Consider the following 15,140-nt stretch of genomic DNA (forward strand, 5'->3'; position numbering starts at 1 on the left):
AGGGCTCAGCTGTCGGCGTAGCGCCAGTTACGGGCCATGAACTGCTGAATGGTGGCGAGGTCGTTGTCCAGCACCGTGAACCGCTCCTCCCGCTCCATCAGATCCGAGAGGTGCTCGGGCAGTGCCGCCTCGCGGGGCACGCCGGAACGGGTCACGGCATCCGGGAACTTAGCCGGATGCGCGGTCCCCATGGTCACCATGGGTACCGTGGCATCACGCCGGCAGCGCCGCGCCGCTTCCACGCCAATGGCCGTGTGCGGGTCCAGCAGGTACTCGGTTTCGCCGTAGACCTCGGCGATCACCTCACAGGTGCGCTCATCGTTCACCGAGAGGCTGTCGAACAGCCCGCGGGCTGATTTCCAGCGGTCATTTTCCAGTGACACAGCGCCATGCTCTGCACTTTTCAGGAACTGAACCACGCTCTCTGGATGGCGACCATAGAGATCGAACAGCAGCCGCTCGAAGTTGCTTGAGATGGTGATGTCCATGCTCGGCGACAGGGTGTGCTGCAGCTTGCCGGTCTCGTAGTGATTACCGCTGATGAACCGGTGCAGGATGTCATTCTGGTTGGTGGCGACCACCAGCTGCTGCACCGGCACACCCATCTGCCTTGCCAGGTAGCCAGCGAAGATATCGCCGAAATTACCGGTGGGCACCGAGAAAGCCAGGCTGCGGTGCGGACCGCCCAGAGCCAGTGAGGCGTAGATATAATAGACGATCTGGGCCATGATCCGGGCCCAGTTGATGGAGTTGACAGCCACCAGGGAGGTCTTGCCTTCCAGGAAGGACTGGTCCGCAAAGCTGGCCTTGACCATCTTCTGGCAGTCGTCGAAATTCCCGTCCACCGCGATGTTGTGGACGTTGTCGCTGAGCACGGTGGTCATCTGGCGCCGTTGCACCTCCGAGACCCGCCCGTGGGGATGCAGGATGAAGATGTCCACGTGCTCTGAGTGGCGGCAACCCTCAATGGCCGCCGAACCGGTATCGCCGGAGGTGGCACCCAGGATCACCACGTGCTGGCCGCGTTTCTCCAGCACATGATCCAGGAGCCGGCCGAGCAGCTGCAGGGCGAAATCCTTGAACGCCAGCGTCGGGCCCCGGAACAGTTCCATGACCCATTCGTTGGCATCCAGCTGCACCAGGGGCGCCACCGCACGATGGGCAAAACCGGCATAGGTCTCACGGACCATGGCCCGGAAGTCGTCCTCGGCAATGGACTCCTCGACGAAGGGATACATCACCCGGCAGGCCAGTTCGTCGTAGGGCAGCCCACGCAGCGCCATCAGATCCTCCGGCGTATAGCGCGGCAGGGTTTCGGGCACGTAGAGCCCGCCGTCAGTGGCAAGCCCCTGCAGGAGCACGTCTTCAAAGCTGAGCGCGGGCGCCTGCCCGCGGGTGCTGATGTATCTCAAGGCAGTATTCCGTCAGTGTCCAGGGTCAGTTCTCAGAGAAAGTTCTCGGCGCGGATGCGCACCACCCTGCCCTCTACCTCGGGCAGTGCTTCCATTTCGGCAATGGCATCGTTGACCTGTTTCTCCAGAACCGTATGGGTCAGCAGGATCACCGGGATCTGGCCGTCATGCAGTTCGGATTCCTTCTGCATGATGGATTCGATGTTGATGCCGTTCTCGCTCATGATGGAGGCCACCTTAGCGAGCACACCGGGCCGATCCAGCGCCTGGATGCGCAGATAGTAGGCCGAGCGGATCTCGTTCGGACTCAGGATTCGGTGATCGGTCACCGCATCAGACTCGAAGCCAAGATAGGGCACGCGCTGCGCGCTGTCGGTCGACACGGTACGCGCCACATCCACCAGGTCCGCGATCACCGCGGAGGCCGTGGCCTCATCCCCGGCACCCGGGCCGTAGTACATGGTCTGGCCGACCGCATCACCATCAACAAGCACGGCATTGAGAACGCCGTCGACCTTGGCAATCAGATTCTTCTCGGGCACAAGTGTCGGGTGCACACGCAGCTCAATGCCATCCTCACGGGAACGGGCGATGCCCAGGTGCTTGACCCGGTACCCCAGAGCTTCCGCGTGGGTGATGTCGTAGGGCGTGATATTGGCAATGCCCTCGGTATAGGCCCGGTCGAACTGCAGTGGTACGCCGAAGGCGGCCGAGGCCATGATGGTCAGCTTGTGGGCCGCATCGATCCCCTCAACATCGAAGGTGGGATCGGCTTCGGCATACCCGAGTTCCTGGGCTTCCTTCAGCACTTCATCGAAATCGCGCCCGGCCCGCATCTCAGTGAGGATGTAGTTGCCGGTGCCGTTGATGATGCCCGCGAGCCACTGGATCCGGTTGGCGGCCAGTCCCTCCCGGATCGCCTTGATGACCGGAATACCACCGGCAACGCCCGCCTCATAGGCGACAATGACGTTCTTCTCCCGGGCCGCGTCGAAGATCTCATTGCCGTGCTGTGCGATCAGGGCCTTGTTCGCGGTGACCACATGCTTGCCCTGCTCGATGGCGGCCAGCACCAGACGGCGGGCATCGTCATAGCCCCCGATGAGCTCAACGACAATATCGATGTCCGGATCATTGACCACATCGTTCAAGTCCGTGGAGAACGGCGTGTCACCCAGACCCAGGTCCGGGCGCGGGCTCCGGTTCGCTACACGCGCCACGCGCAGGTTGCAGCCGGCACGACCGGCGATGATCCGGGCGTTGCGCTGCAGGACCTCCCAGGTTCCGCCACCAACGGTCCCGAGACCACAGATTCCGATGTTCACGTCCTTCAACTGGCCACCTCTCGTTCGCTTGAAAAATGCACGTCAATGCCGGGGAAACGCGCATGTTATACGCTTTGCGCGCCGAAAAAAACTCGACAACCTCCCAGCGTTACGGTTACGTCAGCCGTCGAGCCCGAGCTCCCTCGCCAGGACTCTCGGGGGTTTGTAGCCCCGGATCATGCGGCCGGATTCCGTAACCAGCGCCGGTGTTCCGCGGACGCCGAATGCACGCCCCATCCGGAAGTGGGACTGTACCGGTGACTCGCACTGGCCCGCGGATACGGACTCTCCCTGCTTGGCCCGTGTCATGGCGCTGCGGCGATCGTCCGAGCACCAGACCGCATTCAGCTGCCGGGCGCCCTTGCTGCCGGGACCTCCCCGGGGATAGGCCAGATAGTTGACCCGGATACCCAGGTCATTCAGGGCCTCCATGTCACGGTGAAGCTTGCGGCAGTAGCCACAGGTCGTGTCCGTGAACACATAGAGATCGGCCTTGACCCCGCCTTCATCCGGCCCGAAACGGATCATCTCACCGCTGTCCAGCTTCGACAGCGTCTGTCGGCGCTGCCGGGTACGGGTCTGCTCGGTCAGATTGGCGATGCCATCGTCGCCAAGACGCAGCATCTGGCCTGTGAACAGATAGCGGCCATCAGCGGTTGCATAGATCAGGTTACCGCCACCCTGAACGGCGTACAGGCCCTCACGTTCCGTTTCCCGGATGCTGTCCAAGGGCATGTCAGGAAAGCTCTCTTTCAGGCGCTCGCGGATCCGCTCCTGCGGGGATTCCGCCTGTGCTGCTGTGGTCAGCAGCATGGCAGCGAGCAGCAGAAAAGCGGCTGATAGGCGTCTCATGATCAACTCCGGGTTCACTTTCAATGCTCCGGAGGATACCGGATTTCCGCTGGTCTGTCGTTGATCAGCCCCGGGGGTGGTGGGTCTGGTGGAGCTGCTGCAGCCGCTCCCGCGCCACATGGGTATAGATCTGGGTGGTCGACAGATCACTGTGCCCCAGCAGCATCTGGACCACCCGGAGATCCGCGCCATGGTTGAGCAGATGGGTCGCGAAGGCATGGCGCAGGGTATGGGGCGAGAGCGGTTTGTGGATGCCGCCCCGCACGGCGTAGCGCCGGATCCGATACCAGAACGCCTGGCGCGTGAGGTGCCCGCCACGACCTCCGGGAAACAGGGCGTCCGTGCCGGCGCCCCCGGCCAGCTCCGGCCGGGCTTCCTGCAGATACCGGTCAAGCCACTCAAGGGCTTCCTCGCCCATGGGCACCAGGCGCTCCTTATTGCCCTTGCCCAGAAGCCGAACCACACCCTGGCGCCGGTTCACCTGGGAGAGCCGCAACGCCACCAGCTCCGAGACCCGAAGACCGCAGGCATAGAGCAGTTCCATCATGGCCCTGTCGCGGAGTTCAATGGCTTCCTCCGTGTCAGGCGCATCCAGGAGGGCTTCCACATCCGCCTCTGTCAGAGTATCCGGCAGACGCCGGGCCAGTTTCGGACTGTCCAGACGCAGCGTCGGATCCTCGTCGATCAGGCCTTCACGCAGGAGGTAGCGGTAAAACCGTCTGAGGCAGGAGAGACGCCTGGCCGCCGTACTTGAGCGGGCTCCAGCAGAGAGCACACTGGAGAGGTAGTCCATGAGACAGCTCCGGTCCACGCTGGACAGGTCCTTTTCAGGATACTGCCGGGCGAGCCAGCGTCCGAACTGTCTGAGATCGCTTTCGTAGGAAAGCCGGGAGCGGTCGCTCAGGCCGGATTCCAGCCAGAGCGACTCACTGAATGACGCAACCAGTTGCTCGTTGCGTTCCTCAGCCAAGCTTTTCCTTGATCCGCGCGGCCTTACCGGAGAGCTGACGCAGATGGTACAGCTTCGCCTGGCGCACATCACCGCGACGCTTGACCGAAATGCTGTCAATCAGGCGGGAATGCGTCTGGAAGGTCCGCTCGACACCGATGCCATAGGAGCGCTTGCGTACGGTGAACGAGGAGTTCAGGCCACGGTTGCGCTTACCGATAACCACGCCCTCAAACGCCTGCAGACGCTCGCGGTTGCCCTCGGTTACCCGCACCTGAACGACCACGGTATCACCCGGGCCGAACTCGGGAACGGAGTCCTTGAGCTGCTCGTTTTCAATTTCCTGGATGATACTGTTCTTGCCACTCATCGTTTCGCTCACTCCTGAATGTGTCACCAATCCGACCCGCCATCCGGCCGTTCGTTTTCAATCTCCGCCAGCAGTCGCTGCTCCTCGGCGGTCAGTTCCCGTTCGCGGAGCAGTTCAGGGCGTCTGATCAGGGTCCGCTGCAACGACTGTTTCAGCCGCCAGCGCCGGATCCGCTCGTGATCGCCACCGAGCAGGACCTCCGGCACCCTGGATCCGCGATGCTCCTCCGGGCGCGTGTAATGCGGGCAGTCAAGCAGCCCGTCCGCGAAGGAATCCTCCACGGCGGACTGGCTGTGCCCCAGAACCCCCGGTATCTGGCGGACTACTGCATCCACCAGAACCATGGCCGCGAGCTCGCCGCCACTGAGCACGTAATCGCCGATGGAGATCTCCTCATCCACCCGCGACTCCAGCACGCGCTCATCAATGCCTTCGTAGCGCCCGGACAGCAGTACCAGACCGGGTTCCGCTGCCAGGGACTCGACCATCGCCTGATCAAGCACCCGGCCCTGGGGCGAAAGGCAGATGACCTTCGCCTCCCCGCCGACCCGCTCAACCGCCTCGTCTATGGCGGCCTCCACCGGCTCGGCCTTCATGACCATGCCCGGTCCGCCTCCGTAGGGGCGGTCATCAACCGTACGATGACGGTCGTGAGTAAAGGTCCGGGGGTTGATGCAGTCCAGCACCAGATGCCCTTCGGAAACCGCCCGGCCGCTCACCCCATAGTCGGTGATTGCCCGGAACATTTCCGGAAAAATACTGATGGCCGCAACCCGCAACCCGAGCGCCTCTTGTCTGACCCGTGACCGTTCACCCGGTGCGCGGGCCGTTTCTCAGAATTCCGGATCCCAGTCAGCCTCGAGGACACCGTCCTCCAGGTTCACCGATCGGACAATCTCATCCGGCAGGAAGGGGATCAGCCGCTCCCTGCCATCCATGCTGGCTGCGTCAGCACGCACCACCAGCACGTCATTGGACCCGGTCTCGATCAGGTGGTCCACCACCCCCAGGTCATGCCCTTCATCGGCAGTCCTTACCCGCAGCCCCTGGAGCTGGTACCAGTAGTACTCGCCCTCCCCGAGCGGCGGAAGCTCACTGGTCTCAACACGGATGTCGAGACCGCAGAGGCTGGCCGCCTGATCCCTGTCCTCAATGCCTTCAAGCCTGGCAACCAGTGTCTTGCCATGGGGCTTGCCGGTCACAAGGCGGACCTTGCGGGGCTCGCGGGACGGTGAACGCCCATCCACCAGGGTCCAGTTGCTGTACTGAAAGATATTTTCCCGGGGCTCAGTGTACGAATACACCTTCACCCAGCCCTGCACCCCGTAAACCGAGGTGATCTGGCCCAGTACGGTTTCCCCGACCCCCATGGATACGACTCCCTTACTCGGAAGCCGCCTCTTTCAGCAGGCTGCTCACCCGCTCAGTGGGCTGCGCACCCTGGTCGATCCAGTACTGGGCACGCTCGGTGTCGAGCCGCAGACGCTCTTCGTTGCCGCGCGCCACCGGATTGAAAAAGCCCAGCCGTTCGATGTAGCGGCCATCACGGGGCTTACGGCTGTCCGTGACCTGGACGTGGTAGAACGGGCGCTTCTTGGCGCCGCCTCGTGTCAAACGGATTGTTACCATTTCAACGACTGTCCTGTTGCGTTCGAATAATCAGTTCAGGCAAGCCTGTGCATGCGAACCGGCTGTCACGGGCTCAGTTACGCCCGTGCGAAAGGGCTGGCATTCTACTGTAAAACGCCGGCCCTGAAAAGCATTGATAACGGGCGTCAGCGCCGCCCCATGGGAGGCATGCCACCACCGCCCATACCGCCGGGCCCACCTCCGGGTCCACCGGGACCGCCCTGCCCCATCATACCCTGCATGCCGCGCATCATGTTCTCCATGCCGCCTTTCTTGCCCATCTTCTTCATCATCTTCTGCATCTGCTTGTGCTGCTTGAGCAGGCGGTTGATCTCCTGCATCTGCACACCGGAGCCGGAGGCGATGCGGCGTTTGCGGGAACTGCTGATGACGTCCGGGTAGCGGCGCTCATGCGGAGTCATGGAGGAGATGATCGCCTCCATGCGGCCGATGGACTTATCATTGACCTGCTTTTCCGCCATCTCCTGGTACTGACCCATACCGGGCAGTTTCTCGAGCATGGCGCCCATGCCGCCCATACTCTTCATCTGCTGGAGCTGGTCCCGGAAATCCTCCAGATCGAACTTCTTACCCTTCTTGATCTTCTTGGTGAGCTTCTGGGCCTTCTTCTGGTCGACCTTCTGCTCAGCATCCTCAATCAGGGAGAGCACGTCCCCCATGCCCAGAATGCGCGAAGCGATGCGGTCCGGGTGGAACACCTCAAGCGCGTCGTTCTTTTCGCCCACACCCATGAACTTAATGGGCCGGCCCGTGATATGGCGCACGGAGAGCGCGGCACCACCGCGGGCATCACCATCGGCCTTGGTCAGGATGACGCCACTGAGCGGCAACGCCTCACTGAAGGCCTTCGCGGTGTTGGCCGCGTCCTGGCCACTCATGGCATCCACCACGAACAGCGTCTCGTTGGGCTGGACCGCCTTATTCAGCCGCCCGATCTCGTCCATCATGTCGTTATCGACGTGCAGGCGGCCCGCCGTGTCGACGATCACCACATCGATGAAACGCCGGCGTGCCTCATCCACCGCGTTGTTGGCGATGGTGACCGGATCCTGGTCGGTGCTGCTCGGATAGAAGGTGGCGTCCACCTCACCCGCAAGCGTCTCCAGCTGATTGATGGCCGCCGGACGATAGACGTCGGCGCTGACCACCAGCACTGACTTCTTCTCGCGCTCCTTCAGATAGCGCGCCAGCTTGGCCACACTGGTGGTCTTACCCGCGCCCTGAAGGCCGGCCATCATGATCACCGCCGGGGGCTTGCCGTCGAGCTTCAACGGCTCGGCCGCCCCCATGACGGCTTCCAGTTCACTCTGGACAAGCTTGATGAACGCCTGCCCCGGCGTGAGGCTGCGCATCACCTCCTGGCCCATGGCCTTCTGCCGCACGTTCTCGACGAAGTCCTTGACCACGGGCAGCGCTACGTCCGCCTCGAGCAGCGCCATACGCACTTCGCGCAGGGTTTCACTGATGTTGTTCTCGGTCAGCTTCGCCTGGCCGGAGATCTTCCGGAGGCTTCCAGAGAGCCGATCGGTCAGATTATCAAACATGGACGCCCGCAATTGTCGGTTGATGTTTAACGCCATTATAACCAGACTGAGCGCTTGGAGACGAACCGGAGCCGGTCATACCAACACACATGGGCACGACCATCATCGCCTTCACCGCTGTCATCCTCTACGGTGCGGGAACACTGCTACAGGCACTGCGGATCCGATCAGGCAACCAGCGCGCTGGCTGGCTCGCCCAGTTCACCGGGGTTCTGGCCATTGCCGCCCATCTCAGTTTCGCCCTGCGCTTCATGGTCCTGGAGGGTGGCGTCAACCTCTCCATGCTGGTTGCCGGCACAACCATCGCCGCGCTACTGGCAGCGCTGGTGCTCATCCTGTCCCTGCGCTACCCGGTGCAGCCGCTGCTGCTGATCGCCTACCCAATCGCGCTGCTGAGCATTCTGGTCAAACTTGCTTTCTATACCGGCCCCCGGATCATCGATGATTCCAACCTGGGGGTTCTGCTGCACGTCAGTCTGGCCATCACCGCCTTCAGCCTGCTGGCGCTGGCCGCAATCCAGGCTGTCCTGCTCTATCTCCAGCACCATCACCTCAAGGCCCATCACAGCGGCTTTCTGGTGCGCGCGCTGCCACCGCTGGAGACCATGGAGGCGCTGTTGTTCGGGCTGATCCACACCGGGGTTGCCATCCTCACCCTGGCGATCATCACCGGCGCCATTTTCGTCCAGGACCTCTTCAGCCAGCAGCTGGCCCACAAGACTGTGTTCACCCTGCTGGCCTGGCTGGTATTCGCCGCGCTCATCCTCGGGCACCAGATCCGCGGCTGGCGGGGTGCCGTGGCCAGCCGCTGGACCCTAGCCGGCTGCGTTCTGTTGACCCTGGGCTACTTCGGAAGCCGCCTGGTCATTGACGTCATCCTCTGACGAACACCGTATGGACAGGGACCCTCAGCCTTGAACGAAGCCTCATTAACCACGCTCAGCGCGATCCTGCTCCTGCTGATCATCCTGTCCGCGTTCTTTTCAAGTTCCGAGACCGGCATGATGGCGCTCAACCGTTACCGGCTGCGCCACCTCAGCAAGACCGGCCACCGGGGCGCCCTCCGCGCCGACCGCCTCCTTGCCCGCACGGACCAGCTGATCGGCGTTATCCTGATCGGCAACAACTTTGTGAACATCCTGGCCTCGGCCATCGCCACCCTGATCGCGGTCCGCATCTGGGGTGACGCCGGTGTCGTCATCGCCACCATCGGCCTGACCATCATCATCCTGATCTTCTCGGAAGTGACGCCCAAGACACTGGCAGCCCTGTACCCGGAAAAGATCGCCTTTCCCGCCTCACACGCGCTCGGACCACTGCTGAAACTGCTCTACCCGGTGGTGTGGACCCTCAACCTGATCACCAACAACCTGCTGCGCCTCATGGGGGTGCGCCTGGAAGGCGACCAGGGCAGCGACCACCTGAGCCGGGAGGAACTGCGCACCCTGGTCAATGAGTCCGGCTCGATGCTGCCGGGCCGCCACCAGGACATGCTGCTCAGCATCCTGGACCTGGAAAAGGTCACGGTGAACGACATCATGGTTCCGCGTAACGAGATCGTGGGCATCGATCTGGATGACCCCATGGATGAGATTCTCAGGCTCGTACGCGGCAGCCAGCACACCCGCCTGCCGGTCTACCGCAGCGACATCAACAACACCGTGGGCATTCTTCACCTGCGCAACATCAGCCGCCTGCTGCACACGGATGAGATCAACAAGGCCACGCTGATGCAGCTCTGCCGGGAGCCCTATTTCATCCCGGAAAGCACGCCGCTGCACACCCAGCTGTTCAATTTCCAGAAGGAACGCCGCCGCATCGGTATCGTGGTGGACGAATACGGTGACGTACTCGGTATCGCCACTCTTGAGGACATTCTCGAGGAGATCGTGGGCGAGTTCACAACCGACTTCGCCTCCAGCAGCAGCCAGGACATTCTGCCCCAGAGCGACGGCACCACCATTGTTGACGGCACCACTCCCATCCGGACCCTGAATCGGGCCCTGAACCTGGACCTGCCCACGGACGGCCCCAAGACCCTCAATGGCCTGATCACGGACTACCTGGAATCCATCCCGGAAAACAACCTCTGCCTGTCGCTGCACGGCATGCGACTGGAAACCCTCCAGATCAAGGACAATGTTATCCGCACGGTCCGCATCCACCCGATTGAGCTCCCCGAGCCTCCCTCCGGACCAGAAAATGAGAAACCGGACAAGTAACACTTTGTTATTATGGTTTAGTGTTTGTACACTGAGTATACATCGCAAGCCCAGTGCGCCATGCGAGCCAGTGGGGACACGCCATGAGCGAACAATCCGGCATTCATCCCGTTCCGCCCGGCCAGGGCCGGCGTAACGGCAGCACCCTTCCCGAAGCGATCCGCCAGGTCCGTGACACGGTAACGCCCGGGCTGTGCGATCTTCTGGGCGGCACACTGGACGCCATTGATGATGCCCTGTTCGAGCTGGCCAACGGCGCACGCAGTAACAACGACCAGAACCGCTACTTCGAGACCATGCGCGAGATCCGCATCAAGCGTAAGGGCATCGAGAAACAATTCCGCGAGGCACTGACCAACCTGTTCCTCAACCCCCCGGGGAGCAACGCCGAGGAAACTCACGACCAGCCACAGAGCGTCGATGCCGACAGCCTGTCACTGGTCGACAACGACGACCTTGAAGAACAGGTTGCCATCAACGCCATGATCACCAAGGCGACGGTCAGCTTCCAGGGCCCCCTGCTCCAGCTCCAGACGCGCCTCACAGCCCTCTATCCCGGCCATGACCGCGAGCATACGGTGAACCCGCTGGCTCCGGAGCACCTGTGCAGCGCGTTCCGTGACGCCTGTTCCGACCTGGATATCCAGATCCGGGAAAGGCTCATCCTGCTCAAACACTTTGACCGGTATCTGCTCGCCAGCCTGGGCATCGTGCTCGATGAGGCCAACCGCATCCTGATCCAGGCCGGAGTGATCCCGGATTTCCGCTACGAGGTCCATACCCGGGGCAGCCAGGATCACCCGGATCCGGAGCGCCCCCGGCATGAAACGGGCGACCGCACGGAACAGGAAGCCAGTGACGAGGCCAGGGAATTCCTGTCGAGCATCAGCTCGCTGCTGTCCGGCTACCGTCGCTACAGCACCGATGCCATGGGCAACGCGCCCTCTGACTCCTTCCATATCGTATCCAAAAGGGAATTGTACGATTTGCTTTCAAGAATCCCCCAACCCCAGCCCCGGAGCGACCTGAGCCAGGGCGCCCCGGACCGCCCCGATCTGCGCGGCCTGGTGGGCGAGCTGCTGGAGCGCCAGTCCGAGACGCAGGGTAATCAGGCCGCACTCGAGACCATGGACGAGGACCTGATCAACCTGGTCGCCCTGCTGTTCGAGTTCATCCTCGACGACCGCAACCTCTCACCCCCGATCCAGGCACTGATCAGCCGGCTGCAGATTCCGGTTCTCAAGGTGGTGGTCCGTGACCGCTCCTTCCTCAGCAACCCCTCCCACCCGGCGCGCAAGCTGCTCAACGCCCTGGCGAGGGCAGGCATCGGATGGAACGACCACAGCGAGAAGAACCGGGATCGGCTGTATAACGAGATCCAGCGGGTGGTGCAACGCATCCTGGAGGAATTTGATGGCGACATCGCCCTCTTCGAAACGCTGTACGACGAGTTCGAACAGTTCCTGCAGCGCGAGACCCGCAAGGCGACACTGGTCGAGCAGCGCACGCGGGAATCCGAAAGGGGCCGTATCAAGTCCCGCCGCGCTCAGGAGACGGTAGACCAGGTCCTGCGGGAGCGGCTGGACGGACGGAATGTCCCGGAACACGTACACCAGCTGCTGACCCAGGGCTGGAGCCGGGTCATGTTCCTGGCCTATCTGCGCGATGACAACGAACACCGCTGGGCCCATACCGTCAGGGTTGTGGACGATCTGCTGTGGTGCCTGCGCCCCCAGGCGGAAAGCGATGGCCGTGAGCAGTGGGTGCGCCTTGTGCCCACCCTGATCAAGACCATCAGGGCCGGCCTGGAGGAAGTCTCCTACAATGCCAACCGCCTGGACGAGACCATGACAGGCCTCAAACGGGATCTCACCCAGGCCTTCCGCCGCCAGGCCCTGGCGGAAGCGGCCGAGGACGGCCCGCCCCCGGAACCTGTCGTACAGACCGCGGTCAAGCAGAGCCAGGCGTTCGAGGATGCCGCCATGGCGGAGCACTACGAGAAGCTGGAAACCATCAGCATCGGCGACTGGGTGGAATTTCACCTTGTCAACGGCACCCAATTCCGCTGTAAGCTGTCCGCAGTCATTGAGGATGCCGACAGCTTTGTATTCGTCAACCGCATGGGCCTGAAGGTGGCGGAAAAGAGCCGCGCCGACCTGGCCCACGAGCTCAGGCGCGGGCGCATGACCCTGCTCGAGCAGGGCGCACTGATCGACCGGGCACTGCATGCCGTTGTCGGAGGCCTGAACCGCAAGGCCGGCTAAAGCATGGACGGCCAACGGCCCTGGAGTACATGACAGAGCCCCCGAACCAACAGACCCCTTACCCGCTTGTACTGGCGCTGTCGGTGGCCCTTTTTATCCATGTGGTCCTGGGCACCCTGGTCAATGCGTGGCTTTCCCTGCCGGCTCCAGAAGAGCCCGCGCCGGCTGTCAGCGTACGCATCGCTCCGCCGGGCAGCAGCAACCAGCGGTCACCGGTGCAGCCGGAGTCCCCGCCCCGAACCCGGGACCAGCAGGCCCCGCGCGATGAGGCCCCGGGAACCAGCGCTCCCGAAGCCAACGCCACCACACCGGGCACAACAGACAGGTCCGCGGAGCCGACGGCTTCACCGGCTGGAAAAGCCAACGGAAAGGATGCCCCCCGGGAAACCGCTGGCCAGCCCGAAGAATCGCCTTCGCCGGACAAGGCGGCCAGTAACGCCGGCCACGATGCCCCGGCCAACGAGGCCGATACGCGCACACCGGTTACCCGGCTCAGCCAGGACGACAGACGGGAACGCTCAGACTACGAAATCGCACTGTGGGAACAGATTGCCCGGGAAGTGGAATACACGCCGCTTCTGGCGGAACTGGAGGAGCCCAGAGAGGTAGTCCTGGATCTGAGGCTTATGACCAATGGAGCCCTCAGGCGGGCCCGGGTGGGCACACCCTCGGCGATCCCGGAGCTTGATGGGGTGGCGCGGGAAGCCGCCCTGGCGGCAACGCCCTTCCCGGTGCCACCGGAGGGACGCCGCCGCTTCAGTGTCCGGCTCATATTCGAGCCGGCCCGGCCGGAGTGATCTCAGGCGCCGGAATTATCCTCAGTTGCCTCGGCGGCACTGTCCACCACTTCCTGGAGCTCACCGCTTTCGTGCATCTCCAGGATGATGTCGCAGCCACCGACCAGCTCACCGTTCACGTACAGCTGCGGGTAGGTCGGCCAGTTGGAATAGACCTTGAGCCCTTCGCGCAGCTCGTCGTTATCGAGAATATTCACGTAGGCGAAACGCTGGCCACAGGCCATGAGAGCCTGGACCGTCTTGGCGGAAAACCCGCACTGGGGCGCCTGGGGCGTTCCCTTCATATACAGCAGGATGGGGTTTTCACTGAGTTGTTGCTTGATGGTGTCGTTGATGTCCATTGATCCTCCAGCTGGAACACGCTGATCGTTATCGGGCTTCATTCTACAGGACATACCCATACCTGACCATTGTACTGGGTTATTCGCTACAGCCTTCCGGCGAAGCGTGCAGCCACCGGCCCGGTTTGCCAGCCCCCGAGTTTAACGCTAGTATTGGCTTCACACGGAGGCAGCTTTGAAGGCTGCCTTTTTTGTTTCAGTGAGGCCCTCTGCCATGGCGAACCAGCCATTGCTCAACACTTACGGTCGCCTGCCCGTCGTCTTTGAACACGGTCGCGGGATGTGGCTCTATGATACCGAGGGCCAGCGCTACCTGGACACCTTCACAGGTATCGCCGTATGCGGCCTGGGGCACAGCCATCCCGGCGTGGCGGGCGCCATAAGCCAACAGGCGGAACGCCTGACCCACTGTTCAAACCTGTTCCACTGCAAGCTCCAGCAGGAGCTGGCGCACCGTGTCTGCAGCCTTACCGGCATGGACGGTGCCTTCTTCGCCAACTCCGGCGCTGAGGTCAACGAGACGGCCATCAAGCTGGCACGCCATTACGGCCACCAGCGCGGCGTGACCAACCCCAGCATCATTGTGATGGAAAACGCCTTTCACGGGCGTACCCTCGCGACCCTGACAGCCACCGGTAACCGCCGCGTCCAGGCCGGCTTCGAGCCACTGGTCAGCGGCTTCGTGCGCGCCCCTTTCAATGATCTGGCAGCAATCGAGGCCATTGCAGAGGCCAACCATGATGTCGTCGCCATTCTGGTCGAGCCCGTTCAGGGCGAAGGCGGCGTGACCATTCCGGACCCGGACTACCTGCCCGGACTCCGTGACATCTGTGACCGCAACAACTGGCTGCTGATGCTGGACGAAGTCCAGACCGGCAACGCCCGCACCGGCACCTACCTGGCCTGCCAGCAGGCAGGGGTTGAGCCGGATGTGGTCACACTGGCCAAGGGTTTTGGCAACGGTTACCCGATCGGCGCCTGTCTGGCCCGGGGCGACGCCGCCCGGGTTTTCGGCCCCGGCAGCCACGGCTCCACCTTCGGTGGCAACCCCCTGGGCTGTGCCGCCGCCCTCGCCGTGCTGGATGCGATTGAACAGGATGCGCTCACGGATCGCGCCCGCGTTCTGGGTCAGCGGCTGCTCGACCGTTTCCGGGAACACCTGGAAGGAGCGGAATACATACACGACATCCGGGGCCAGGGACTGATGCTGGGCATTGAGCTCACCGAACCCTGCTCGGAACTGGTGCTGCTGGCCAAAGTCCAGGGCATCCTGCTCAACATCACCCGGGAGCGGGTGATCCGGCTGCTGCCACCACTGACCATGACCGACGACGAAGCGGATTACCTGGCGGACCAGGTCATCCGGATCATCAAGCTGTACGCCGCCGATGACCGTGACCGCCCGCGCCAGTAA

The 15,140-nt window shown here is 62.8% G+C and carries 15 protein-coding genes; 5 read left to right on the forward strand and 10 right to left on the reverse strand.

The genetic code is table 11. From position 1 onward, the window contains the following. Window positions 1–5 precede the first annotated feature (5 nt). The 9 genes from thrC to ffh form a co-directional block, all read right to left on the reverse strand. Window positions 6–1,412 carry a threonine synthase gene (gene thrC / locus GLW01_RS06440; protein ID WP_160898553.1) on the reverse strand — a complete coding sequence of 469 codons (1,407 nt, stop codon included), beginning with the start codon at window positions 1,410–1,412 and terminating at the stop codon, window positions 6–8. A gap of 32 nt (window positions 1,413–1,444) precedes the next feature. After that, a complete protein-coding gene (locus GLW01_RS06445; RefSeq protein WP_151441309.1) occupies window positions 1,445–2,746 on the reverse strand; it encodes a homoserine dehydrogenase in 1,302 nt (433 codons plus the stop codon). A gap of 111 nt (window positions 2,747–2,857) precedes the next feature. Further along, window positions 2,858–3,589 carry a DsbC family protein gene (locus tag GLW01_RS06450; RefSeq protein ID WP_160898554.1) on the reverse strand — a complete coding sequence of 244 codons (732 nt, stop codon included), beginning with the start codon at window positions 3,587–3,589 and terminating at the stop codon, window positions 2,858–2,860. Window positions 3,590–3,653: 64 nt separating this feature from the next. Continuing rightward, a complete protein-coding gene (gene xerD, locus GLW01_RS06455) occupies window positions 3,654–4,559 on the reverse strand; it encodes a site-specific tyrosine recombinase XerD (protein ID WP_237416514.1) in 906 nt (301 codons plus the stop codon). Then, entirely contained in the window at window positions 4,552–4,908 is a 357-nt protein-coding gene (rplS, locus tag GLW01_RS06460) for a 50S ribosomal protein L19 (RefSeq protein WP_095617688.1), read from the reverse strand. The genes xerD and rplS overlap by 8 nt, the downstream gene beginning before the upstream one ends. Before the next feature lie 23 nt (window positions 4,909–4,931). Then, window positions 4,932–5,687 (reverse strand): tRNA (guanosine(37)-N1)-methyltransferase TrmD, encoded by a 756-nt coding sequence (gene trmD, locus GLW01_RS06465; protein WP_151441312.1) that lies wholly within the window; start codon window positions 5,685–5,687, stop codon window positions 4,932–4,934. Between the two features lie 54 nt (window positions 5,688–5,741). Beyond that, on the reverse strand, window positions 5,742–6,278 hold the full coding sequence (gene rimM, locus GLW01_RS06470; RefSeq protein WP_151441313.1) for a ribosome maturation factor RimM: 537 nt from the start codon (window positions 6,276–6,278) through the stop codon (window positions 5,742–5,744). Window positions 6,279–6,291: 13 nt separating this feature from the next. Beyond that, the gene (rpsP, locus tag GLW01_RS06475) at window positions 6,292–6,537 is read right to left on the reverse strand and encodes a 30S ribosomal protein S16 (protein WP_095617685.1); all 246 of its coding nucleotides are present in this window, start codon (window positions 6,535–6,537) and stop codon (window positions 6,292–6,294) included. Between the two features lie 146 nt (window positions 6,538–6,683). Beyond that, window positions 6,684–8,102 carry a signal recognition particle protein gene (gene ffh / locus GLW01_RS06480; RefSeq protein ID WP_151441314.1) on the reverse strand — a complete coding sequence of 473 codons (1,419 nt, stop codon included), beginning with the start codon at window positions 8,100–8,102 and terminating at the stop codon, window positions 6,684–6,686. A gap of 89 nt (window positions 8,103–8,191) precedes the next feature. Between ffh and GLW01_RS06485 the strand changes: the two genes are divergently transcribed. The 4 genes from GLW01_RS06485 to GLW01_RS06500 all read left to right on the forward strand — a co-directional run bounded on the left by GLW01_RS06485 (window position 8,192) and on the right by GLW01_RS06500 (window position 13,385). After that, window positions 8,192–8,986 carry a cytochrome C assembly family protein gene (locus GLW01_RS06485; protein WP_151441315.1) on the forward strand — a complete coding sequence of 265 codons (795 nt, stop codon included), beginning with the start codon at window positions 8,192–8,194 and terminating at the stop codon, window positions 8,984–8,986. 30 nt (window positions 8,987–9,016) lie between these two features. Then, on the forward strand, window positions 9,017–10,324 hold the full coding sequence (locus GLW01_RS06490; RefSeq protein WP_151441316.1) for an HlyC/CorC family transporter: 1,308 nt from the start codon (window positions 9,017–9,019) through the stop codon (window positions 10,322–10,324). Window positions 10,325–10,407: 83 nt separating this feature from the next. After that, a complete protein-coding gene (locus GLW01_RS06495; protein WP_151441317.1) occupies window positions 10,408–12,588 on the forward strand; it encodes a DUF1631 domain-containing protein in 2,181 nt (726 codons plus the stop codon). 29 nt (window positions 12,589–12,617) lie between these two features. Beyond that, on the forward strand, window positions 12,618–13,385 hold the full coding sequence (locus GLW01_RS06500; RefSeq protein WP_160898556.1) for an energy transducer TonB family protein: 768 nt from the start codon (window positions 12,618–12,620) through the stop codon (window positions 13,383–13,385). A 2-nt stretch (window positions 13,386–13,387) separates the two neighbouring features. Here GLW01_RS06500 and grxD read toward each other — a convergent pair whose 3' ends face one another. Continuing rightward, window positions 13,388–13,726 carry a Grx4 family monothiol glutaredoxin gene (gene grxD, locus GLW01_RS06505; RefSeq protein WP_151441319.1) on the reverse strand — a complete coding sequence of 113 codons (339 nt, stop codon included), beginning with the start codon at window positions 13,724–13,726 and terminating at the stop codon, window positions 13,388–13,390. 214 nt (window positions 13,727–13,940) lie between these two features. Between grxD and GLW01_RS06510 the strand changes: the two genes are divergently transcribed. After that, entirely contained in the window at window positions 13,941–15,140 is a 1,200-nt protein-coding gene (locus tag GLW01_RS06510; protein ID WP_151441320.1) for an aspartate aminotransferase family protein, read from the forward strand.

The organism is Vreelandella halophila (assembly GCF_009856365.1).
In the GTDB taxonomy this organism is placed as follows: Bacteria; Pseudomonadota; Gammaproteobacteria; order Pseudomonadales; family Oleiphilaceae; genus Halospina; species Halospina utahensis_B.

What these genes read in the sequence shown, in the direction of transcription:
- GLW01_RS06450 (WP_160898554.1), bottom strand. Translation starts at nt 3,589, where the DNA reads ATGAGACGCCTATCAGCCGCTTTTCTGCTGCTCGCTGCCATGCTGCTG.
- rplS (WP_095617688.1), bottom strand. Translation starts at nt 4,908, where the DNA reads ATGAGTGGCAAGAACAGTATCATCCAGGAAATTGAAAACGAGCAGCTC.
- rimM (WP_151441313.1), bottom strand. Translation starts at nt 6,278, where the DNA reads ATGGGGGTCGGGGAAACCGTACTGGGCCAGATCACCTCGGTTTACGGG.
- rpsP (WP_095617685.1), bottom strand. Translation starts at nt 6,537, where the DNA reads ATGGTAACAATCCGTTTGACACGAGGCGGCGCCAAGAAGCGCCCGTTC.
- ffh (WP_151441314.1), bottom strand. Translation starts at nt 8,102, where the DNA reads ATGTTTGATAATCTGACCGATCGGCTCTCTGGAAGCCTCCGGAAGATC.
- GLW01_RS06485 (WP_151441315.1), top strand. Translation starts at nt 8,192, where the DNA reads ATGGGCACGACCATCATCGCCTTCACCGCTGTCATCCTCTACGGTGCG.
- GLW01_RS06495 (WP_151441317.1), top strand. Translation starts at nt 10,408, where the DNA reads ATGAGCGAACAATCCGGCATTCATCCCGTTCCGCCCGGCCAGGGCCGG.
- GLW01_RS06500 (WP_160898556.1), top strand. Translation starts at nt 12,618, where the DNA reads ATGACAGAGCCCCCGAACCAACAGACCCCTTACCCGCTTGTACTGGCG.
- grxD (WP_151441319.1), bottom strand. Translation starts at nt 13,726, where the DNA reads ATGGACATCAACGACACCATCAAGCAACAACTCAGTGAAAACCCCATC.
- GLW01_RS06510 (WP_151441320.1), top strand. Translation starts at nt 13,941, where the DNA reads ATGGCGAACCAGCCATTGCTCAACACTTACGGTCGCCTGCCCGTCGTC.